The 20,352-nt window shown below is 70.7% G+C and carries 16 protein-coding genes, 1 other RNA gene and 1 pseudogene; 2 read left to right on the top strand and 16 right to left on the bottom strand.

Going from position 1 to position 20,352, the window contains the following annotated elements:
- Positions 1-157 precede the first annotated feature (157 nt).
- The 4 genes from RLT59_RS24645 to RLT59_RS24630 all read right to left on the bottom strand — a co-directional run bounded on the left by RLT59_RS24645 (position 158) and on the right by RLT59_RS24630 (position 5,866).
- Positions 158-1,591 carry an NAD-dependent malic enzyme gene (locus tag RLT59_RS24645; RefSeq protein ID WP_311305415.1) on the bottom strand — a complete coding sequence of 478 codons (1,434 nt, stop codon included), beginning with the start codon at positions 1,589-1,591 and terminating at the stop codon, positions 158-160.
- Between the two features lie 470 nt (positions 1,592-2,061).
- The gene (locus RLT59_RS24640; RefSeq protein ID WP_311305414.1) at positions 2,062-4,443 is read right to left on the bottom strand and encodes a HelD family protein; all 2,382 of its coding nucleotides are present in this window, start codon (positions 4,441-4,443) and stop codon (positions 2,062-2,064) included.
- Positions 4,444-4,560: 117 nt separating this feature from the next.
- Positions 4,561-5,169: a CGNR zinc finger domain-containing protein gene (locus tag RLT59_RS24635; RefSeq protein ID WP_311305413.1), complete on the bottom strand. Its 609-nt coding sequence runs from the start codon at positions 5,167-5,169 to the stop codon at positions 4,561-4,563.
- 112 nt (positions 5,170-5,281) lie between these two features.
- Positions 5,282-5,866 (bottom strand): GNAT family N-acetyltransferase, encoded by a 585-nt coding sequence (locus RLT59_RS24630; protein ID WP_311305412.1) that lies wholly within the window; start codon positions 5,864-5,866, stop codon positions 5,282-5,284.
- Between the two features lie 91 nt (positions 5,867-5,957).
- Here RLT59_RS24630 and RLT59_RS24625 point away from each other — a divergent pair, with 91 nt between their 5' ends.
- Positions 5,958-6,527 (top strand): anthrone oxygenase family protein, encoded by a 570-nt coding sequence (locus tag RLT59_RS24625; RefSeq protein ID WP_311305411.1) that lies wholly within the window; start codon positions 5,958-5,960, stop codon positions 6,525-6,527.
- Here the strand turns inward: RLT59_RS24625 and RLT59_RS24620 are convergent.
- The 10 genes and pseudogenes from RLT59_RS24620 to ftsE all read right to left on the bottom strand — a co-directional run bounded on the left by RLT59_RS24620 (position 6,476) and on the right by ftsE (position 17,218).
- The gene (locus RLT59_RS24620) at positions 6,476-7,618 is read right to left on the bottom strand and encodes a uroporphyrinogen-III synthase (RefSeq protein ID WP_311307844.1); all 1,143 of its coding nucleotides are present in this window, start codon (positions 7,616-7,618) and stop codon (positions 6,476-6,478) included. The two genes, RLT59_RS24625 and RLT59_RS24620, sit on opposite strands and share 52 nt — an antisense overlap.
- Before the next feature lie 152 nt (positions 7,619-7,770).
- A pseudogene (locus RLT59_RS24615) lies at positions 7,771-8,639 on the bottom strand (MFS transporter); the annotation flags it as partial.
- Between the two features lie 142 nt (positions 8,640-8,781).
- Positions 8,782-10,101, bottom strand: a complete 1,320-nt coding sequence (locus RLT59_RS24610) for an acyltransferase family protein (protein ID WP_311305410.1) — start codon at positions 10,099-10,101, stop codon at positions 8,782-8,784.
- Positions 10,098-12,227, bottom strand: coding sequence for a bifunctional polysaccharide deacetylase/glycosyltransferase family 2 protein (locus RLT59_RS24605; RefSeq protein WP_311307843.1), 2,130 nt, complete (start codon positions 12,225-12,227; stop codon positions 10,098-10,100). The genes RLT59_RS24610 and RLT59_RS24605 overlap by 4 nt, the downstream gene beginning before the upstream one ends.
- Positions 12,228-12,293: 66 nt before the next feature.
- Complete coding sequence (locus RLT59_RS24600) at positions 12,294-12,986, bottom strand: hypothetical protein (protein WP_311305409.1); 693 nt, start codon at positions 12,984-12,986, stop codon at positions 12,294-12,296.
- A gap of 331 nt (positions 12,987-13,317) precedes the next feature.
- Positions 13,318-13,705: a transfer-messenger RNA gene (gene ssrA / locus RLT59_RS24595) on the bottom strand.
- Between the two features lie 120 nt (positions 13,706-13,825).
- Positions 13,826-14,314, bottom strand: a complete 489-nt coding sequence (gene smpB, locus RLT59_RS24590) for an SsrA-binding protein SmpB (protein WP_311305408.1) — start codon at positions 14,312-14,314, stop codon at positions 13,826-13,828.
- 18 nt (positions 14,315-14,332) lie between these two features.
- The gene (locus RLT59_RS24585) at positions 14,333-15,520 is read right to left on the bottom strand and encodes a S41 family peptidase (RefSeq protein WP_311305407.1); all 1,188 of its coding nucleotides are present in this window, start codon (positions 15,518-15,520) and stop codon (positions 14,333-14,335) included.
- Between the two features lie 67 nt (positions 15,521-15,587).
- Positions 15,588-16,505, bottom strand: a complete 918-nt coding sequence (gene ftsX / locus RLT59_RS24580; protein ID WP_311305406.1) for a permease-like cell division protein FtsX — start codon at positions 16,503-16,505, stop codon at positions 15,588-15,590.
- Positions 16,506-16,528: 23 nt separating this feature from the next.
- Positions 16,529-17,218, bottom strand: a complete 690-nt coding sequence (ftsE, locus tag RLT59_RS24575; RefSeq protein ID WP_311305405.1) for a cell division ATP-binding protein FtsE — start codon at positions 17,216-17,218, stop codon at positions 16,529-16,531.
- A 258-nt stretch (positions 17,219-17,476) separates the two neighbouring features.
- Here ftsE and RLT59_RS24570 point away from each other — a divergent pair, with 258 nt between their 5' ends.
- Entirely contained in the window at positions 17,477-17,680 is a 204-nt protein-coding gene (locus RLT59_RS24570; protein ID WP_024489200.1) for a hypothetical protein, read from the top strand.
- A 221-nt stretch (positions 17,681-17,901) separates the two neighbouring features.
- Here the strand turns inward: RLT59_RS24570 and RLT59_RS24565 are convergent, their stop codons facing one another.
- Both RLT59_RS24565 and prfB read right to left on the bottom strand, forming a co-directional pair.
- Positions 17,902-18,858, bottom strand: coding sequence for a hypothetical protein (locus RLT59_RS24565; protein ID WP_311305404.1), 957 nt, complete (start codon positions 18,856-18,858; stop codon positions 17,902-17,904).
- 346 nt (positions 18,859-19,204) lie between these two features.
- Positions 19,205-20,311 (bottom strand): peptide chain release factor 2, encoded by a 1,107-nt coding sequence (gene prfB / locus RLT59_RS24560; protein WP_311305403.1) that lies wholly within the window; start codon positions 20,309-20,311, stop codon positions 19,205-19,207.
- Between the last annotated feature and the right edge of the window lie 41 nt (positions 20,312-20,352).

Genomic DNA, 20,352 nt, shown 5'->3' with positions numbered 1-20,352 from the left:
CCCTCCGGAGTCAAACGAAAAGCGCCACTGCCTCGTCGTGGTGACGTTCCGTCGACTCCCCGAAAGCGGTCCGCAGCGGTTGCGGGGCTCTGCGGGACGCGTCGCCCGCCCACCCTAAAGGGGCGTTTGGGGCGCCGCGACCAGCGACGCGCCGACATCAGGCAGACGTGGGACCCGTCACAGTCACCCCGGCCGCCTTGGCGGCTTCCCGGACCGCTCCGGCGACCGCTCCGGCGACCTTGTCGTTGAAGACCGAGGGGATGATGTAGTTCGCGTTCACCTCGTCCTCCGCGACGACACCGGCGAGTGCGCGTGCGGCGGCGAGCATCATCTCGGTGTTGACGGTCCGGGACTGGGCGTCCAGGAGCCCGCGGAAGACGCCGGGGAAGACCAGGACGTTGTTGATCTGGTTGGGGAAGTCGGAGCGGCCGGTGGCCACGACCGCGGCCGTCTCGCGGGCGACCGCGGGGTCGACCTCGGGGTCCGGGTTCGCGAGCGCGAACACGATCGCTCCGTCCGCCATGGCCGCGACGTCGGTCCCGTCCAGCACGTTCGGGGCCGAGACGCCGATGAAGACGTCGGCGCCCACGACGGCCTGCTTGAGGGTGCCGGTGACGGACTCCGGGTTGGTGTTGTCCGCGATCCAGCGCAGCGGCGAGTCGGCGTCGGCGGAGACCAGGTCCTCGCGGCCGGCGTGCACCACGCCGTGGATGTCGGCGACGACCGCGTGCTTGACGCCCGCGGCGAGGAGGAGCTTCAGGATGGCCGTACCGGCCGCCCCGGCGCCGGACATGACGACCCGTACGTCCCCGATGGCCTTGCCCACCACGCGCAGCGCGTTGGTCAGCGAGGCCAGTACGACGATGGCGGTGCCGTGCTGGTCGTCGTGGAAGACGGGGATGTCCAGGGCCTCGCGCAGCCGGGCCTCGATCTCGAAGCAGCGCGGCGCGGAGATGTCCTCCAGGTTGATGCCCGCGAAGCCGGGGGCGATCGCCTTGACGATCTCGACGATGGCGTCGGTGTCCTGGGTGTCCAGGCAGATCGGCCAGGCGTCGATGCCGGCGAACCGCTTGAAGAGGGCGGCCTTGCCCTCCATGACCGGGAGCGCGGCCTTCGGGCCGATGTTGCCGAGGCCGAGCACCGCGGAGCCGTCCGTCACGACTGCGACGGAGTTGCGCTTGATGGTGAGCCGTCGGGCGTCCTCGGGGTTCTCCGCGATCGCCATGCAGACCCGGGCCACACCGGGGGTGTAGATCATCGAGAGGTCGTCACGGTTGCGGATGGGGTGCTTCGACTGCATCTCGATCTTGCCGCCGAGGTGCATCAGGAACGTACGGTCGGACACCTTGCCGAGGATGACGCCGTCGATGTCGCGCAGGCCTTCGACGATCTCGTCGGCGTGCGAGGTGGAGGAGGCCGCGATCGTGACGTCGATCCGGAGCTTGTCGTGGCCGGAAGCGGTCACGTCGAGGCCGGTGACCGAACCACCGGAGGACTCCACGGCCGTGGTGAGCTGGGAGACCGCTGTGCCGCTCGCGGGCACCTCCAGCCTGACCGTCATCGAGTACGAGACGCTGGGCGCCGTTGCCATGGCCGAGTCCTTCGCTTTCCTTAGCTTCATTGCTACGCGGGCCGGGTCCGAAATCAGGAACAGACCCGCACACGCCTTCAGATATTCGCACCTACCGGTGGGTAGCCGGTAATGACTGCCGCACTTCGGAAAGTTGTTTCCACCATACGAGATACGAGGGCTCCAGCGGAACCCCCGAAGGCGCACCTCCACGATGCCGACGTGATGCCGGTGCGATCCCGGTGGGCCCTAAACAGAAACAGACCCGCGTCACCGAGAGGTGACGCGGGTCTGTCTTCTTCGGTTAAGCGGCACCGGCCCGCCATGCTCGCCTCGCGGCAAGTGGTCGCTCGAAGCGACTAAGGTTGGGCCCGGGGGCTTGGATCGGGCCGATGCCGACTCCAGGCTAACAAACACCCCGGAGAAGTGATTCCCCCGGCGCGGGTTGACTCCGAAGAGGCTCCCGGGCCGACCGGAGCGACGGCCGGGCGTCAGTCCCTCAGCAGGTCCGGCACCCCGTCCTCGTCGGGCAGGTCCCGCTCCCCCGAGACGACCGTGAGCTGCTGCGTCGCCCGCGTCAACGCGACGTACAGCACCCGCAGCCCCGCCGGGGACTCGTCCGCGATCTCCGCGGGCGAGACGACCACCGTGGCGTCGTACTCAAGGCCCTTCGCCTCCAGGCTGCCGAGCGCCACCACCCGCTCGCCCAGCTCCGCGAGCCAGCTGCGGGCCTGCGCCCGCCGGTTCATCGCGACGACGACACCGACGGTGCCGTCCACCTCGGCCAGCAGCCGCCGCGCCTCCTCACGCACGGTCCCGGCCAGATCGCCGTCCCGTACGGTCTCGAAGCGCGGCCGCACGCCCGTGGAGCGGACGGCGGCCGGTGACTCCATGCCGGGCATCGCGAGCGCGAGGACCTTGGCGGCGAGCTCGGCGATCTCCGCCGGGTTGCGGTAGTTGACGGTCAGCGTGAAGTTCCGGCGCGGGCGGTTGCCGAGCGCCTCGTCGCGCGCCGCGGCCGCCTCGTCGGGGTCCGACCAGGAGGACTGCGCCGGGTCCCCGACGATCGTCCAGGTGGCGTGCCGGCCCCGGCGGCCGACCATCCGCCACTGCATGGGCGTGAGGTCCTGCGCCTCGTCGACGATGACGTGCGCGTACTCCGTGCGTTCCGCCGCGAGCCGCTCGGCCCGCTCCCACTGGGTCTCCTCCCGCTGCGGCATCAGCTCCTCCAGACCGGTGAGGTGGTCCAGCGGGTCGAACTCCCGTTTGCGCTTGGGCCGGTTCGGGGTGCCGATCAGGTGCTGCAACTCGTCCAGCATCGCCACGTCGTGGACGGACAGCGGCCCCCGGCCCGCGCTGTCGAGACGCTTCAGGGAGCGCGCGAGCCGGCGCACCTCCCCCTGGTTGAGGGTCCGCCGTGCCCAGCGGGCCAGCCTCTTCTCGTCTGACATCGCGGCGAGCACCCCGCGCGGGGTGAGCTCGGGCCACCAGGCGTTCAGGAACGCGATGAACGGCGCCTCTGTGGAGACGTCCTCGTCGAACGAGGAGCGCAGTTCGACGGCCAGCTCCGGATCGGTGTAGCGGCCCCGGCCGGACGACCTGCTCCACAGCGCGTCCAGCAGCAGTTTGCGGGCGCGCGGGCGCAGCAGGTTGACCGGTGCGGTGCCGCTGAGGACGTTGTTCCGGATGCGCCGGAGCTCGTCCTCGTTGAGCTCGACCCGGGCGCCGAAGGCCACCACTCGGAGCCGGGTGGGCGTGACGGTCTCCCGAGGAGCCTCCTCCTCCTCACCGAACGCCAGCTGGCCGTCGTCCCCGGCGGCCGGCCGGACCACCGGCTGCTCCAGCGCCCCGCGGGCCGCCTTGCGCAGCACGTGCAGGATCCGGGAGGAGCCCTTGATCCGGGCGACGGCCGGTTCGTCGTAGGTGGTGGCGCCTTCGATGCCCGCCGCCTCGTCCGACAGCGAGCCGACCGCGCGGATCGCGACCTGGCCCTCCTCACCGAGCGAGGGCAGCACCCCCTCGGTGTACGCGACCAGCAGCGGCGTCGGTGAGACGACGAGGATGCCGCCCGCGTACCGCCGCCGGTCCTGGTAGAGCAGGTAGGCGGCCCGGTGCAGGGCGACCGCGGTCTTGCCGGTGCCGGGGCCGCCGGAGACCTCGGTGACCGAGGCGGCGGGCGCCCGGATCACCATGTCCTGCTCGGCCTGGATGGAGGAGACGATGTCCCGCATGGTGTGGCTGCGGGCCTGCCCGAGCGCCGCCATCAGCGCCCCGTCCCCCACCACGGGGAGCTTCTCGCCCGCCAGGTAGCCGGTCAGTTCGGGGCGCATCAGGTCGTCCTCGACGCCGAGGACCCGGCGGCCCTTGGAGCGGATGACGCGGCGGCGGACCACCCGGCCCGGTTCCTTCGGCGTGGACCGGTAGAAGGGCGCGGCGGCCGGCGCCCGCCAGTCGATGACCAGTGGCGCGTAGTCGGAGTCGAGGACCCCGATCCGGCCGATGTGCAGCGTCTCCGCGATGTCCGCGGTGCCGTCTTCCCGTACTGCGTCGTCGGCGGGCTCCACGGAGGTGAACGCCCCGTCGGGGCCGCGCTCGCCGTCCTTGCCGAGCAGCAGGTCGATCCTCCCGAAGAGGAAGTCCTCGAACTCGCTGTTCAGCCGGTTGAGGTGGATTCCGGCGCGGAACACCTGGGCGTCGCGTTCCGCGAGTGCTCCCGGCGTCCCGACCTGGCCGCGTTTGACGGCATCACTCATGAGAAATTCCGCCTCGTGGATCTTCTCCTCAAGGCGGTGGTACACACGGTCGAGATGTTCCTGCTCGACACCGATTTCCCGGTCCCGCAACGAATCGACAGCGGCATCCTGCGCGGCCACCGAGACCCCCTTCTGACGTGCATTGGGCAGCCGTCAACCCTATGCGACGCGGGGCCCGTCGCGCACCTGCCACGAGCATGTGATCTCACCGGTGCCCGGACAGGGACCGGAGGGGCGTCACGGCGTCGTGGACCGCCCGGCCGGGTCCGCGTTGCGCCGCCGGTGCCGGGCGACCCGTTCGCGGTTCCCGCACACCTCGCTGGAGCACCAGCGCCGGCGCCGGCCGCGCGAGGTGTCCAGGTAGATCCGGCGGCAGTTGTCGCCCTCGCAGCGGCGCAGGCCGGCCAGCGCCACCTGGTCGGTGAGCAGTTCCACCGCGTCGCGGGCCACGGCGGCGAGCAGGGCCCGGCAGTCGGGTTCGGTGCTGAGCCCGCGCACCAGGGCGCCGCTCCCTGTGCGCACGGCGCGCACTCCGGGCGGCGCCCCGGCGGCGAGCGCGTTGACGCGCTCCAGGGCGCCCTCGGCTCCGCGGCCGCCGAGCTGTGCGGTGAGCAGCCGGTCGACGGCGGTCCTCAGCTGGCGGAAGAGCAGCAGCCAGTGGTGGTCCACGGCGGTGAGCCGGGTGCCCTGCGGTACGGCTCCGGAGGCCATCAGCCAGTGGGCGAGCCGCTCCGGCCGGTCCAGCGGGTCGGGGGCGTCTGCGCGGCCGGCCCCGGTCGCCACCAGGTCCAGGCAGAGCCGCCCGGCGTCGAACCGCCAGTCGCACGATCCCTTGCGCGTTGCCATGCGCATGTCACCGCCTTGGTCCGGCCCGACGTCCCCACCAGAGTGCCCGCCCGGCCCCCCGCCCGTAACCCCTGCCGCCGCGCGGACCGTACGGGCGGCGCCGGGCGGGCGCTCAGGCCCCGGCGGCGGCCGGTGCCCCCGTGACCGGGCCGTCGTGCAGGATGCGCTGGAAGAGCCGGTGATCGCGCCAGTCGCCGTCGATGTGCATATAGCGCGGGACCGTCGCGAACTGCTCGAAGCCGCATTTGGTGAGCACCCGCTGCGAGGCCGCGTTGTGCAGCAGCGTTCCCGCCTGGATCCGGTGCAGCCGCAGCTCGTCCCTGGCCAGGTCGCAGATGAGCCGCACCGCCGCGGTGGCCAGGCCCCGGCCCGCGCACTCGACGTCCACCCAGTAGCCGAGCGTGGCACTGCGGAACGGTCCGAGCACGATGCCGTCGAGGTTGAATCCGCCGACCGCCCGGTCCTCCTCGTCGGCCAGCACCCAGGGCATCGCGCGCCCCGCCTCGCGGTCGGCCAGGATTCCGGCCAGCCGCTCGCGCTGCCCCTGCTCGGTGTAGAAGGCGTCGGGCCGCCGGGGCTCCCACGGGCTCATGTACGTACGGCTGCGGGTCAGCGCCGCGGCGAGGGAGGCGGCGTCGGACGCGGTGGCGGGCCGGAGCCGTATCCCGGGGTCGAGCCGGTGGATGTCATCGATCATCCCAGCACGGTATCCCGGGCCTGGACGCCCGCGTAGGGAGCTGCGCGCCTGAGCGATGGAGCGGGAGCGGCCGGGCGAATTGACTGGTGACATGACAACCAGCCAGGCCCACCGGCCGCACCGCGCCCTCCGCCACCTCGTCCTCGGCGGCGCCGCTGTCACCACCGGACTCGTCGCGGGCACGTTCTACGTCTTCTCCTGCGCGGTCATGCCCGCGCTCGGCCGCAGCGACGACCGCACCTTCATCGAGGTCATGCGGAACATCAACGACGTCATAGAGAACCCGGTGTTCTTCGCCGGCTTCTTCGGCGCGCTGCTCCTCACCGCGGTGGCCGCCTGGCAGCACCGCCGCTCCCCCGGGCCGCGCGGGTGGCTCTTCGCCGCGTTCGCGGTGTACGCCGTCGCCTTCCTGCTCACCTCCGGCGTCAACGTCCCGCTCAACGACGAGCTGGCGCGGGCCGGCGATCCGGCGCACATCGCTGACCCAGCCGCCGTGCGGGACCGGTTCGAGGACGCGTGGGTCGCCTGGAACGCCGTACGGGCGGTCCTGTGCACCGCGGCGCTGGCCCTCCTGCTGCGGGGCTCGCACCTGACGGCGCGCCACCTCCCTCAGACGTCCGCGTACTTGGTGTCGGCGGCCGGGTCCAGGGCCAGCCGGTAGCCCCGCTTGACGACCGTCTGGACGATCCTGGGCACCCCGAGCGCGGTGCGCAGCCGGGCCATGGCCGTCTCCACCGCGTGCTCGTCCGTACCGCTGCCGGGCAGCGCGCGCAGCAGCTCCGCGCGGGCCACCACCCAGCCCGGCCTGCGGGCCAGGGCGTGCAGCAGGGCCATCCCGGCGGGCGGCACCGGGCGCAGCTCCTCGTCGACCAGGACGGCGTGGCCCCGGATCTCGACCCGGTGCCCCGCGATGGGCAACGTCCTCGCCCGGGAAGGCAGTTCACGGCAGAGGGTCTGGACGAGCGGGCCGAGCCGGAAGCGCTCCGGCTGGATGGTGTCGAGCCCGTGGGCCTGCAACGGCAGGGCGGTGACCGGTCCGACGCAGGCCGATACGACGTCGTCCCGCAGCGCGCCCAGGAGTTCGGGAAGCATGCCGCGCTCCTCCGCCCGGCGCAGCATCGAGGCCGCGGCGGGGGCGCTGGTGAAGGTGAGCGCGTCCAGACCGCGGGTGGTGGTGAGGTCGAGGAGCCGGTCGAGCGGGGTGATGTCCTCCGGCGGCATCCAGCGGTAGACGGGCACGCCGATGACCTCCGCGCCCGCCGCCCGGAGCGACTCGACGAAGCCGGGGAGCGGTTCGCCGTGCAGCTGGAGGGCGATGCGGCGGCCCTCTACGCCCTCCGCGAGCAGCCGTTCCAGCACTTCGGCCATGGACTCCGAGGCGGGTGACCACGCCTCGGTCAGCCCGGCGGCCCGGACCGCGCCCTTGACCTTGGGGCCGCGCGCCAGCAGTTCGACGCCGCGCAGCCGGTCCAGCAGCCGGTCCCCGATCCCCCAGCCGTCGGCCGCCTCGATCCAGCCCCGGAAGCCGATCGCGGTGGTGGCGATGACCACGTCGGGGACGCTGGCGACGAGCTCCTGGGTGGCGGCGAGGAGTTCGCTGTCGTCGGCGAGCGGCACGATCCGCAGGGCGGGGGCGTGCACCACGCTGGCGCCGCGCCGCCGCAGCAGCGTGGCGAGTTCCTCCGCCCGGCGCGCGGCGGTGACGCCGACCGTGAAGCCCGCGAGGGGCCCGTGCTGTTCGTCGTCGTGCATAAGGTCTACCCGGCTCTCGTCCCGCTGCTGCTCGGTGGTGCGGAGGTCCGAGACTGTCAACGGCGCGTGACAGGCTCGGTTCACCCGTATTTCCCGCCCGTTACGTCACCCGACACCGCAGGGCCGTTCGTTTGGATCAGGCTGGATCATCATCACACCTCGGCGTAGCTGAGCTGCGGCTTCGCCGGCACGGGTGCCGTGCCGGCGAAGGTATACCGCCCAGGTGAGTACGGAACACACCCCGTAGAAGGCCAGAAAGGACCAGAAGGCGGCCGTCCCGGTGCCCGCGTTCTGGAAGGACTGCCGGAAGGCCAGGTTGATGCCGAGCCCGCCGAGCCCGCCGAGCCCGCCGAGCGCGCCGATGAGCCCCATGGCCGCGCCGGACAGCCGCCGCCCGTGCGCCGCGGCCCCCTCACCGCGCAGTCCGCGCGCGATCGCCTTGGCGTGGAAGATGCCCGGGATCATCTTGTACGTCGATCCGTTGCCGAGGCCGCTCAGTACGAAGAGCGCGGTGAAGCCGGTCAGGAAGACGGTGAGCGATTCGATGCCGGAGGCGTACACGACGACTCCGGTCGCGGCGGCCATCGCGAGGAAGTTCCCCATGGTGATGCGGGCGCCGCCGTACCGGTCGGTCGGCCGGCCGGCCGCCGACCGGCCGGATCAGGGAGCCCAGCAGCGGGCCGATGAAGGTGAGCGAGGCGGCCTCCAGCGGGGTGCGGCCGAACTGGATCCGGAGCACCAGGCCGAAGGCGAAGCTGTAGCCGATGAAGGAGCCGAAGGTGCCGATGTAGAGCACCGCCATGATCCAGGTGTGCGGGTCGCGGACGGCTTCCCCGGCGGCCCCGGTGTCGTTCTGCACGGGTGCCGGATTGTCCATGAAGTGCGCGGCGCACAGCGCGGCGACGACGATCAGCGGGATGTACGCGCCGAGCACGATCCGCGGATGCGAGGCGCCCGCCGTCCCGATCACCAGCAGCCCGGCGAGCTGCACGACGGGCACCCCCACGTTGCCGCCGCCCGCGTACGGCCAGCCATCACGCGCCTCCACAGGGGGTCGGGGTGTTGTCCCCGAACGTAGGGAGCGCGCGTTTCGGCATGGTGCCGTGAGGTGACCGGTGCGCAACCTTGCTCTCATCGGGGCGCGGGCGCCCCGGTGAGGGAGGTCACCGGCCGCGCCGCCCGGGGACCCCGGCCGGTTCCGGCGTGCCGCGTCCGGCTCCGCGCTTCCCGGTCCGCTTCGGCTCGCCGTTGGGCCAGAGCCGGGGCCGCCGCTTCGCCGCCACGTCCTCGACCCAGCCGACCGCGACGATCATCACCCCTATCAGCGGCCAGATCAGGATCAGCATCAGCACGTTGTAGGAGGCGTCGATGTACGTGCCGAGGTGGTCACCGACCCACGGGATGTTCCACAGCTGGTCGATGACCGGCATCGTCGCCATGAACAGCAGGTTGTGCCAGAGGTAGATCGTCACGGCCCGGTTGTTGGCCAGGGTGATCGGACTGTCCCAGCCGGCCAGCCGGCCGGGCAGCTGCTTCCAGGAGGGCGCGTACTGGAGCAGGATCGCGCAGAAGCCGAGTGACCAGGTGGCCTGGGCCAGCGGGATCTCGTCGAGGTTCCAGCCCTCCTCCGTGAGGTGCCCGGACGCCCACCAGAGCCCGAAGGCCATGATGATGGCGGCCGAGGAGACCGAGATGTAGCGCGGGACCTTCTTCAGCAGCCCGTCGTTGTGGACGAAGCCCAGGATCCAGCAGGCGCCGAACGTACCGAAGTCGACGAGCGCCTCGCCCGTCGCTCCGTCCACGGTCACCAGGCCGGTGCCGATGACGGCGGTGAGGCCGACCGGCGCGAGCATCGTCGCCCAGGGCAGCCTGCGGAACGCCTTCAGGAGCAGCGGTGAGGCCAGCACGAACCACAGGTAGGCGCGGATGTACCAGAGCGGGCCCGCCGCCTGCTCGGCCCACGACTGCTCCAGAAACCCGCTCTCGGAGCCGCTCTCCCAGGGGAACGGCGGTGAGCCGACCGGCAGGATGTAGCAGCCAAGCTTGAGGAACCACCAGATGCCCTCCTCCCGCACCGGTTTGAGGCCCATCACGAACATCATCGGCACGATGAGTGCGGCGAAGGCCCACATCGGCGGCAGCAGCCTGCGCAGCCGGCCGCGCAGGACGCTCCAGGCGGGCCGGGCCAGCGACCGGGCCATCAGGGAGCCGGCCAGCGCGAACATCACGCCCATGGACGGGAAGAGGACGGTCAGCCAGGCCCAGCCGAAGAGGTGGAAGACGACGACGCGGACGAGCGCGACGGCCCGGAGCAGGTCGAGATAGCGGTCACGGCCGCCCGCCTTCGCCGCGGGCGGCTGCTGGTCCTCGCCGGGAACGGCGGGCGGGGACGGCGGCTGCACCGGGAACACCGGGAACGGCACCGTGTGCGGCTCTCCGGGCGGCTGCTGCGGGTACGCGGAGGGGTAGCTGGGGTGGGTCATGCGACGGGCCTCCGGTCATTGCTGCTGCCGCGCCGCTGGCCGGTCATCGCGCCGGGCGCCTCCACGACACCGGTCCGGCGCAGCTTCTGCCAGCGCAGCCGGCCGCCGGTGAGAGCGGTGATCCAGGACTGGAGCAGCACCACGTACATGAGCTGCCGGTAGAGGATCTGCTGGAGGGGCAGCGAGATCAGATGCGTCATGCGTTCCCGGTCGAGCCGGAAGGCGTACGCGGCGCAGACCGCCTGTACCGCGAGGACGCCGAGCCAGGCGACGACCGTCTTCTGGGTGGGCCCGAAGACGATTCCGTACAGCAGGAAGACGTCGATGAGGGGTGCGAGCAGCGGGGCGACGACCATGAACAGGGCGACGAACGGCAGTCCGACGCGTCCGAAGCGGCCGGACGGGCCGCGCTCGATCACCGCGCGGCGGTGCTTCCAGATGGCCTGCATCGTGCCGTACGACCACCGGTAGCGCTGCGACCAGAGCTGTTGCACGGTCTCCGGCGCCTCGGTCCAGGCGCGGGCGTTCTCCGCGTACACGACGCGCCAGCCGTCCCGGTGGAGGGCCATCGTGACGTCGGTGTCCTCGGCGAGGGTGTCCTCGCTCATGCCGCCGATCCGGTCCAGCGCGTCCCGGCGGAACGCCCCGACCGCGCCGGGGATGGTGGGCATGCAGCGCAGCAGGTCGTACATCCTGCGGTCGAGGTTGAAGCCCATCACGTACTCGATGTGCTGCCAGGCCCCGATCATGGAGTCCCGGTTGCCGACCTTGGCGTTGCCCGCGACGGCCCCGACCCTGGGGTCCGCGAAGGGCTGTACGAGCTCGCGGACGGTGGACGGCTCGAAGACGGTGTCCCCGTCCATCATCACGATGATGTCGTGGCGGGCGTGCGCGATGCCGTTGTTGAGGGCCGCGGGCTTCCCCGCGTTGCGCTGGCGCACCACCCTCACATTCGGCAGCCACATCGCCTCGACGATGTCCGCGGTGCCGTCCGTGGAACCGTCGTCGATCACGATGACTTCGACCGGATAGTCACTTGCCACCAGGGAGCGCACCGTATTGGCGATGCACTCGCGTTCGTTGTACGCGGGCACCAGGACGGTCACCGGGCGGATCACCGGTTCGCCCCAGCTGAAGCCCCGTCTTCGGACCCGGCGCGCGTGTGCGAAGGAGAGCAGCAGCATCAGCCCGAAGCGGGAGATGACCAGCACCCCGATGACGGCGAGACCGGCCACCATCACATCGGTGATGTGGTCGGAGACGCCGACGGCGTAGACGAACGCCTTGCCCTGCCACAGCGCGAGTCCCGTGACGGGGGTGTGGGCACTGGGGGTGCCGAGGGCGTCGGTGAGATTGGTGAACTTGTAGCCCTTGTCCTGCATTCCGGGCAGGAAGCGGTCGAGCGCGGCAACGGTCTGGGATCGGTTGCCGCCCGAGTCGTGCATCAGGACGATGGCGCCCTTGCCGTGCTTCGGGGTGGCGTTCTCGATGATGGTGCGCACGCCGGGGCGCTTCCAGTCCTCGCTGTCGGTGTTGTTCACGACGGTGAGGTAGCCGAGGCCGCCGATGTACTGGGTGACCGGCCAGGACTTGTCGTCCATGGCATCGGCGAACGAGGAGTACGGCGGCCGGAAGAGCGAGCTGCGGATTCCGGCCGCGCCCGCCAGCACCAGCTGGTTCTGCGAGAGCTCCCAGTCGATGCGGGTGTGCGACTGGTAGGAGAGGTCGGGGTGGTTGAAGGTGTGCAGCCCGACCTCGTGCCCCTCGTCGACCATGCGCTTCACCAGCGCGGGGTAGCGCGAGGCCATGGTGCCGGTGACGAAGAAGACGGCGTGCGCATGGTGCTCCTTGAGCTTGTCGAGCACGCGCGGGGTCCACTCCGGGTCCGGGCCGTCGTCGAAGGTCAGCACGATGCGGTGATCGGGGATGCGCAGGGACTTGGCGGGTTCGCTCGCGCTGCGCGCGTCGATGACGGGTCCGCCCTCGAGGACCTGCTCGGGCACCGTGTCGGTCGCCGCCGGTGGCTGGATCCGGTGGTCGGCAAGGATTTCGCTGTGCACGTAGCCGCGCAGCATCAGCATGGCGAGCAGGGCGACGAGGAGCAGGAACGGCAGGAGATAGCGCATGGGAAGCCTGCGCCGCCGGGTCTGCTTCTCGCGGTTGTGCCTGCCCCGTGTGACGGGGGTGGTCATTTAGTTGGCGCCTTCTTGCTCTTCCACAGGAGGGTCGGCGGACTCGGCGGGGGGCGGCGTCGTGGTGGTGTCCGACGGCTCCGCCTCCGGCTCTGCGGGAGGCGTCCCGGTGCCGGCGGCGGGCGGCGCGGAGGCCGTGGTGCCGGCGGACGACGCGGTGCCGCCGCCACCGGTGGTGGTCTCCGAGCGGTCCCCGGCCGATACGACGGCGGCGGGTGCGGAGGAGCCGGTGCCGGGGGCCGGGGAGCCGGCCGAGGCGGAGCTGCCCGGCAGTACGGGGGCGCTGTTTCCGGCCACGGGTGCGGACGGCGAGGAGCCGGCCGTCGCGCCGGGCGTCGCGGAGACGTCCGCGCTCTCGTCCGGCGCGGGCGGCATCTGGATCTCGTCCGCGTTCCGGTGCTCCTCCTGGCCGGAGAGCGGCAGGAACGGGGCGCTGGAGTTGCCGCCGAGGACGGTGCCGACGAGCGTCACCGCGAAGCAGACGCAGGCCGCCGCGATCACCCAGCCGAACCGCCGGAACGTTTTGCCCCGGCGCCCGCTCTCGTCGACGAAGACGGGGCCGTCCGAGCCTTCCGGAGCGCCGGGTTCCGGCAGCAGCTCGGAGAGCTGGCGTCCCAGACCGTCGAGTTGGACGGTGACTTCGTTCGGCTCGTGTGTGTGCCACGCATGGGCACCTTCACGCCAAGTTTCCACAGTTGTACGCACTTCCCCCACTTAAGATCGGGTGCGCGTGACTGGCCGGTTGTATATCGCCGGACCGGGCCCCCACCCTGTCCACGCGCCCCTGTCACGGTTCACCCGGGCGATGAACGTAGCCCAGCCCGAAGGGACCGTGACCCCACTCTCCGGTGTCGTTCATCAGGAGGGGTGTACCTGATGCGCACCTGCCTTGCGTGCGCCAGAACACGCGCCCCCGCGCGCCCCCGCGCGGCCGGGCATGGCCTGGCAGCCTGCGGGCCTGTCGGCAGACAAAAAAACGAGGACCCCGTTGCCGGCGGCAACGGGGTCCTCGTTCACATGGGAATTGTGGAGATGGCGGGAATCGAACCCGCGTCCAACGGTGCGGAATCAGGGCTTCTCCGAGTGCAGTTCGCTGCGCTTTTCTCGGCCCCGGAGGTCACGCGAACAAGCCTCCGACAGGCCCAGTCACTGTTTGATTTCCTTCAGGGCCCCGTGACCGGGCTCAGAAGTTTAGATCCCTTAATGATGCCAGGATCCGGGTCGGGACCACCCCCGGGCTGACACTCCGCAGAGTCTTCGCTTAGCTGCTAATTAGGCAGCGAGGGCGAAGGCGGAGGAATCGCGCTTGGAATTGGCGATTATTGGTTGCGACATATGGTTAACGAGATCATTGCCGCTTCCTCGACTCGCTTCCCCTGCTTCGACATCCGCTGTCGAAACCGATCATCCCCATGTTGATTTTTCAAGGTGGTACACACCCCGTGGGGTGCAGTGCCATCGTACGTGACCAACGTGCGCCGATGCCAGCGTATTCCTGGCGGACCGGCCGTCGGCCACCGTGACCGGCCCGGTCAGGCGGCCCGCTGGCGGCGGCGCGCCGCCGAGATCGCCCGGTTCGTCTCCCTGGTGTCCTGCTTCTCGCGCAGCGTCTGCCGCTTGTCGTACTCCTTCTTGCCCTTCGCCAGCGCGATCTCGACCTTGACCCGGCCGCTGCGGAAGTACAGGGCGAGCGGCACGATCGTGTGCCCGGTCTCCTGGGCCTTCGACTCCAGCTTGTCGATCTCGGCCCGGTGCATCAGCAGCTTGCGCTTGCGCTTGGCGGAGTGGTTGGTCCAGGTGCCCTGGACGTACTCGGGGACGTGGATGTTGTGCAGCCACGCCTCGCCGCCGTCGATCTGCACGAAGCCGTCCACCAGGGAGGCCCGGCCCATGCGCAGCGATTTGACCTCGGTCCCCATGAGCACGAGGCCGCACTCGTAGGTGTCGAGGATGGTGTAGTCGTGGCGCGCCTTCTTGTTCTGCGCGATGATCTTGCGCTCTGGGTCCTTTTCCTTAGCCATAGTGCGGCCATTTTCGCACTACGACCCACCCCCGAGGCCACTCAATACCGTCTCGGCCCTCTTCTGGGCCCCCGAGCTCACCGCGAGGTCCGGTGTGATGCCCCGGTCGTCGACGCTGCGGCCCGCCGGGGTGCGGTAGTGGCCCACGGTCAGCTCGGCCACCGAACCGCCCGCGAGCTTGCTCGGCATCTGGACGGAACCCTTGCCGAAGGTGCGCGAGCCGACCGTGACCGCGCGCCCCCGATCCTGCAGCGCACCGGTCAGCAGCTCGGCCGCGCTCATCGTGCCGCCGTCGATGAGGACGACGACGGGGCGCTCGGTGTCGCCCCCCGCGTCCGCGTACAGGGCGCGCTGCTCCCCGTGCACGTCGTAGGTGGCGACCAGGCCGCCGTCCAGGAAGGCGGAGGCGGCGGTGACGGCCTCCGTGACCAGCCCGCCAGAGTTGCCGCGCAGGTCCAGCAGCACCCCGGCGCCCTCGGGTGCCTCCCGGACGGCGTCACGGACCTGGGTACCGGAGCCCTTGGTGAACGAGCCGACCTCGATCAGTACGGCCGCGCCGGAATCGGGCCGCTCCGGACCGAGCCGCCGTACCGTGACCGCCTCCGTGGTGAGCCGGGCCCGGTGCAGCGTCTCGGTCCGGCTGACGGAACCCCGCTGCACCCCGAGCACCACGGCGCTCCCCTCGGCCGCGCGCTCGCGGTCACCGCGCAGCAGGGCCACCACGTCGGAGACCGGGCGGCGGTCGACCCGGCTGCCGTCGACCGTGCGGATCAGGTCGCCCGCGCGGACACCGGCCCGGTCCGCGGGGCTGCCCGGCTGGACCCGGGCGACCGCGACCAGCCCGTCGGCGGAGCGTCTGGCGGCGATCCCGACGCCCGTGTACGAGCCGTCCAGGGCCTGTTCGAACTCCTGGTACTCCCGCTCGTCGTAGACCGCGCCCCAGCGGTCCCCGCTGCGGCTGACGACCTCCTCGGCCGCCTCCGTACCGGACTTGCCGTCCGCCACCGCGTCGGCCGCGGCGTCGGCCACCGCGTCGCGGTCCGCGACGGAGGCGACGGACCGGGTCTCCGCGTCCCGGCCCCGTCCGTCGCCGCGCGGCAGCGAACCGGTGGCGGCGCCGGTGGCGAGGACACTCGCGAAAACCAATGTCAGGGCGGCCCCGCGGCAGAGGCCGCGGGGCCCAGCGCGGTGCACGGGGCCGGACATGCCGCCTAGCCTAGGACAAGGCTCCGGGGCGCACGGGCTGTTGGCCGCGCGCCCCGGGAGGCGATCGTCATACCTTGAGGTACTTGCGCAGCGCGAAGAGTGCGGCAACCGCGGGCATCAGCAGGCCGATCGTCAGCACCAGCGGAAGCTTGGTGAGCACCGCGTCCCAGCCGATGAAGTCGATCAGGTTCAGCTTGTCCTGGAGTGCGAGCCCGCCGTCGATCAGGAAGTAACGCCCGGCCAGCAGCATGACGCAGGCCAGCACGCCGCCGATCAGGCCGGCGAACGCGGCCTCCATGATGAACGGCATCTGGATGTAGAAGCCGGAGGCGCCGACGAGCCGCATGATGCCCGTCTCCCGCCGTCGGCTGAACGCGGACACCCGGACGGTGTTCACGATCAACATCAGCGCGATGACCAGCATCAGCGCCATCACGAACAGCGCGGCGACGTTCATGCCGTTCATCAGCCCGAAGAGGTTGTCCAGGATGCTTCTCTGGTCCTGGACCGACTGCACCCCGTTGCGTCCGGCGAACGCGGTGGCGACGACCTTGTACTTGGTCGGGTCGTGCAGCTTGACGCGGAAGGACTCCGGCATCTGGTCCGGCGTGATGTTGCCGGCCATCGGGGAGTCGCCGAACTCCTCCTGGTAGTGCTTGTACGCCTCGTCGGACGATTCGTACGTCACCGTCTCGACGACGTCCATCTTCTTGAGATCGCCCTCGATCTCCTTCTTCTGCTGCGCGGTGACAGCGCCCTTGGCGCACTGGACCACCGTCTCCGCATCGCCCTTGCCGCAGAGGTAGATGGAGACGTTGACCTTGTCGTACCAGTAGTCCTTCATCGTGCTGACCTGCTCGCGCATGAGCAGCGCGCCGCCGAACAGGGCAAGCGAGAGGGCGACGGAGACGACGACGGCGAAGGTCATCGTGAGGTTGCGACGGAGGCCGACGCCGATCTCCGACAGGACGAACTGGGCGCGCATGGCGTCCTTTCAGTACTCGGTGCTCAGTGCTGGTAGCCGTAGACGCCGCGCGCCTGGTCGCGTACGAGACGGCCCTGCTCAAGCTCGATGACGCGTTTGCGCATCTGGTCGACGATGTTCTGGTCATGGGTCGCCATGATCACGGTGGCGCCGGTCCGGTTGATCCGGTCCAGCAGCTTCATGATGCCGACGGAGGTCTGCGGGTCGAGGTTGCCGGTCGGCTCGTCCGCGATCAGCAGCATCGGCCGGTTCACGAAGGCCCGCGCGATCGCCACGCGCTGCTGCTCACCGCCGGAGAGCTCGCCGGGCATCCGGTCCTCCTTCCCGCCGAGACCGACGAGGTCGAGGACCTGCGGGACCGCCTTGCGGATCTCGCCGCGCGGCTTGCCGATCACTTCCTGGGCGAACGCCACGTTCTCCGCGACGGTCTTGTTGGGGAGCAGCCGGAAGTCCTGGAAGACGGTGCCCAGCTGGCGCCGCATGTGCGGCACCTTCCAGTTGGACATGCGCGCGAGGTCCTTGCCCAGGACGTGGACCATGCCCTGGCTGGCGCGCTCCTCACGGAGGATGAGTCGCATGAAGGTGGACTTGCCGGAGCCGGAGGAGCCCACCAGGAAGACGAACTCGCCCTTCTCGATATCGAGAGACACATCCCGTAGAGCGGGACGGCTCTGCTTGGGGTAGGTCTTGGAGACGTTGTCGAATCGGATCACGGATGCACCACGGTCGGCCGGGAGTAGGTGAGCGTGACCATACGCGAACCGGACTGACGCGTGCAGGCGCGCGTACCGGGATGGGTGATTTATGCCGGAACGCAAGCGAACGCGAACCGGGAGCTTCCGTTACCTGTCCGGCGGGCCGCGCCGAAATCCTCGCGAGCTGGCACAGTGGTAGGGGGAACGGTCGCGTTTCCGTGAGCGTTGTGCGGAGAGATGGCTGTGCGGCTCCGCCGCGCGGGAGGAGGAAAGCGCATGACCTATGACCGATTGGTGTGCGCGAACTGTGCGGCGCCCGTGGCCGAGGGCCGTTGCCCCGTGTGCCGGGCCAGCCGTGCGCGGCTAGAGCAGCAGGGACAGGGCCAGGGTCCCTTCGGCGGGATGAACCCCATGATGCTGATCGCCCTGCTGGTGGTGCTGCTCTGCGCCCTGGCGCTGCTCGCGCACCAGGCGGCGTGACCGAGAGCAACCACCTCGTTACCTGAACGTCCCCGCCCCGGTCGAGCCGGGACGCCCTCTGTGACGGGTCTCGGCACGATACGGCGACCGGTGGGGGCCGATTCCGTGGAAACCCGCACCGAGGGGCCCTCAGGGGCGGGGAAGGGCCGTACACGCACTGGGACCCGGTCCGCCGAGGCGGACCGGGTCCCAGTGGTCGTTCAGGTACCGCTACCAGGCCGTCAGGCGGCCGTGCGGCCGTTCACCAGGCGCGGGAGGATCCGGAAGCCGATGCCTCCGGCGATCATCGTCGCGGCACCGACGAGCAGGAACGTGGTCTCGGCCGCACCGGTCTCGGCGAGCTCGTCCTTGCCCTTGCCCTGCTCGGCCGGCTGGTTGCCGACCGAGTCGGTGTCGGTGTTGTCGGCGCACTCGGCACCGTTCAGGTCGACGGTGCAGTCGTCGCTGCCGCCGGTCGCGGAGCCCGAGCCGCCGGTGGTGTCGCCGCCACCGGCCGCGTCACCGCCGCCCGAGGCGTTGCCGCCACCGTTGGAGTCGCCACCGCCGACAGCCGCGTCACCGCCACCAGCGGCAGCGTCACCGCCACCTGCGGCATCGTCACCACCCGCAGCAGCGTCACCGCCACCTGCGGCATCGTCACCACCCGCAGCGGCATCGCCGCCACCAGCCGCGTCGCCACCACCCGCAGCGGCATCGCCGCCACCAGCCGCGTCGCCACCACCCGCAGCAGCATCGCCACCACCTGCGGCATCGTCACCACCCGCAGCAGCGTCACCGCCACCAGCCGCGTCGCCACCACCAGCAGCAGCGTCACCGCCACCTGCGGCATCGTCACCACCAGCAGCGGCATCGCCGCCACCAGCCGCGTCGTCACCACCAGCGGCGGCGTCACCGCCACCGGCTACGTCGGCGCCACCCGCGACGTCCGCGCCGCCCGCGACATCGGCGCCACCGGCCGCGTCGCCACCGCCGGCCGCGTCCTCGCCGCCCGTGGCGTCACCGCCACCGTCTTCCTCGCCGCCGATGCCGACGTTCACGACGTCGTTGTTGGCCGCGTCGTTGACGCCGATGCCGATCCCGACGGCCTGCGCCGCACCCGCGGCGGTGAGCGAGGCGCCTGCGGCAATGACCGCACCCGCGGCTATCCGCGCGACGCGTACTCGCGTCTTCTTCGTCATGTGCTGCTACCCCCAGTAGCTGTTCTCGTCAACGGAGCAGCCATATGCGGGGCCACGGCCCTGCGGGGTTCGCTCCGGACGCCGGCCGACGTTGTGCCGCGGCCGTGCCGCCCGCCCCCGATCACACCCGTCCCAGACATACGCATGCTGCTCCAGCAGCCTGTCCAGAGTTAAGGACTACGTCAAGGCCGATCCACGCAATGTGCGGCGTTTTGGAGCCAATTGACCTTCATTCGGCATCAGGACTGTGACGCACTCACCACGTCGTCGCCCAACTGCCGGGCCGGAACGCGAAGGAGCCCGGACGGCGGTCGCCGTCCGGGCTCAACTGCTCAGCAGCCGCGCGCTACTTCTCGTTCTGCTTGCGCCAGCGGATACCGGCCTCGACGAAACCGTCGATCTCGCCGTTGAAGACCGCCTCGGGGTTGCCCATCTCGAACTCCGTGCGCAGGTCCTTGACCATCTGGTACGGGTGCAGGACGTACGACCGCATCTGGTTGCCCCAGGAGTTGCCGCCGTCGCCCTTGAGTGCGTTCATCTTCGCCTGCTCCTCCTGGCGGCGGCGCTCAAGGAGCTTCGCCTGGAGGACGTTCATCGCGGACGCCTTGTTCTGGATCTGCGAGCGCTCGTTCTGGCAGGAGACGACGATGCCGGTCGGCAGGTGGGTCAGCCGGACCGCGGAGTCCGTGGTGTTGACGCCCTGGCCGCCGGGGCCGGAGGAGCGGTAGACGTCGATGCGGAGCTCGGACTCGTCGATCTCGACGTGGTCCGTCTGCTCGACGACCGGCAGCACCTCGACGCCCGCGAAGGACGTCTGACGGCGGCCCTGGTTGTCGAAGGGCGAGATCCGGACGAGCCGGTGGGTGCCCTGCTCGACGGAGAGCGTGCCGTAGGCGTACGGCACCTCCACCGCGAAGGTGGTCGACTTGATGCCGGCCTCTTCGGCGTACGCCGTCTCGTAGACCTCGGTCTTGTAGTTGTGCCGCTCGGCCCAGCGCAGGTACATGCGCTGGAGCTTCTCCGCGAAGTCCGCCGCGTCGACGCCGCCGGCCTCGGCCCGGATGGTGACCAGGGCCTCGCGCGCGTCGTACTCGCCGGACAGGAGGGTACGGACCTCCATCTCGTCGAGCGCCTTCTTCACGGAGGTCAGCTCGGACTCGGCCTCCGCGAGCGCGTCGGCGTCGCCCTCGTCCTCGGCGAGCTCGAAGAGAACTTCGAGATCGTCGATGCGGCCGCGCAGGGCCTCCGTCTTCCGGACCTCGGCCTGCATGTGCGAAAGCTTGCTGGTGATCTTCTGCGCCGCCTCCGGGTCATCCCAGAGAGACGGCGCCGCCGCCTGCTCCTCAAGCGCGGCGATGTCCGCCCTCAGCGCATCCAGGTCCAGGACGGCCTCGATCGACCCCATGGTCGAGGAGAGGGACTTCAGCTCTTCGGAAATATCGACGACTGCCACGGGTCCAGCGTAACGGCTGTCGGCGCGGACGTTCCTCGGGC

Source organism: Streptomyces sp. ITFR-6 (assembly GCF_031844725.1).
GTDB lineage: Bacteria > Actinomycetota > Actinomycetes > Streptomycetales > Streptomycetaceae > Streptomyces.
Note: the sequence above shows the minus strand (reverse complement) of the source record. Positions and strands in the feature narration are given on the sequence as shown.

Bases quoted from the DNA above. Each gene is read 5' to 3' on its own strand.
- RLT59_RS24625 (WP_311305411.1), top strand. From the start codon at position 5,958: ATGACAACCAGCCAGGCCCACCGGCCGCACCGCGCCCTCCGCCACCTC.
- RLT59_RS24610 (WP_311305410.1), bottom strand. From the start codon at position 10,101: ATGACCCACCCCAGCTACCCCTCCGCGTACCCGCAGCAGCCGCCCGGA.
- RLT59_RS24570 (WP_024489200.1), top strand. From the start codon at position 17,477: ATGACCTATGACCGATTGGTGTGCGCGAACTGTGCGGCGCCCGTGGCC.
- RLT59_RS24605 (WP_311307843.1), bottom strand. From the start codon at position 12,227: ATGCGCTATCTCCTGCCGTTCCTGCTCCTCGTCGCCCTGCTCGCCATG.
- ftsX (WP_311305406.1), bottom strand. From the start codon at position 16,505: ATGCGCGCCCAGTTCGTCCTGTCGGAGATCGGCGTCGGCCTCCGTCGC.
- RLT59_RS24635 (WP_311305413.1), bottom strand. From the start codon at position 5,169: ATGGCAACGCGCAAGGGATCGTGCGACTGGCGGTTCGACGCCGGGCGG.
- RLT59_RS24645 (WP_311305415.1), bottom strand. From the start codon at position 1,591: ATGGCAACGGCGCCCAGCGTCTCGTACTCGATGACGGTCAGGCTGGAG.
- RLT59_RS24620 (WP_311307844.1), bottom strand. From the start codon at position 7,618: ATGCACGACGACGAACAGCACGGGCCCCTCGCGGGCTTCACGGTCGGC.
- RLT59_RS24565 (WP_311305404.1), bottom strand. From the start codon at position 18,858: ATGACGAAGAAGACGCGAGTACGCGTCGCGCGGATAGCCGCGGGTGCG.
- RLT59_RS24585 (WP_311305407.1), bottom strand. From the start codon at position 15,520: ATGTCCGGCCCCGTGCACCGCGCTGGGCCCCGCGGCCTCTGCCGCGGG.
- smpB (WP_311305408.1), bottom strand. From the start codon at position 14,314: ATGGCTAAGGAAAAGGACCCAGAGCGCAAGATCATCGCGCAGAACAAG.
- RLT59_RS24630 (WP_311305412.1), bottom strand. From the start codon at position 5,866: ATGATCGATGACATCCACCGGCTCGACCCCGGGATACGGCTCCGGCCC.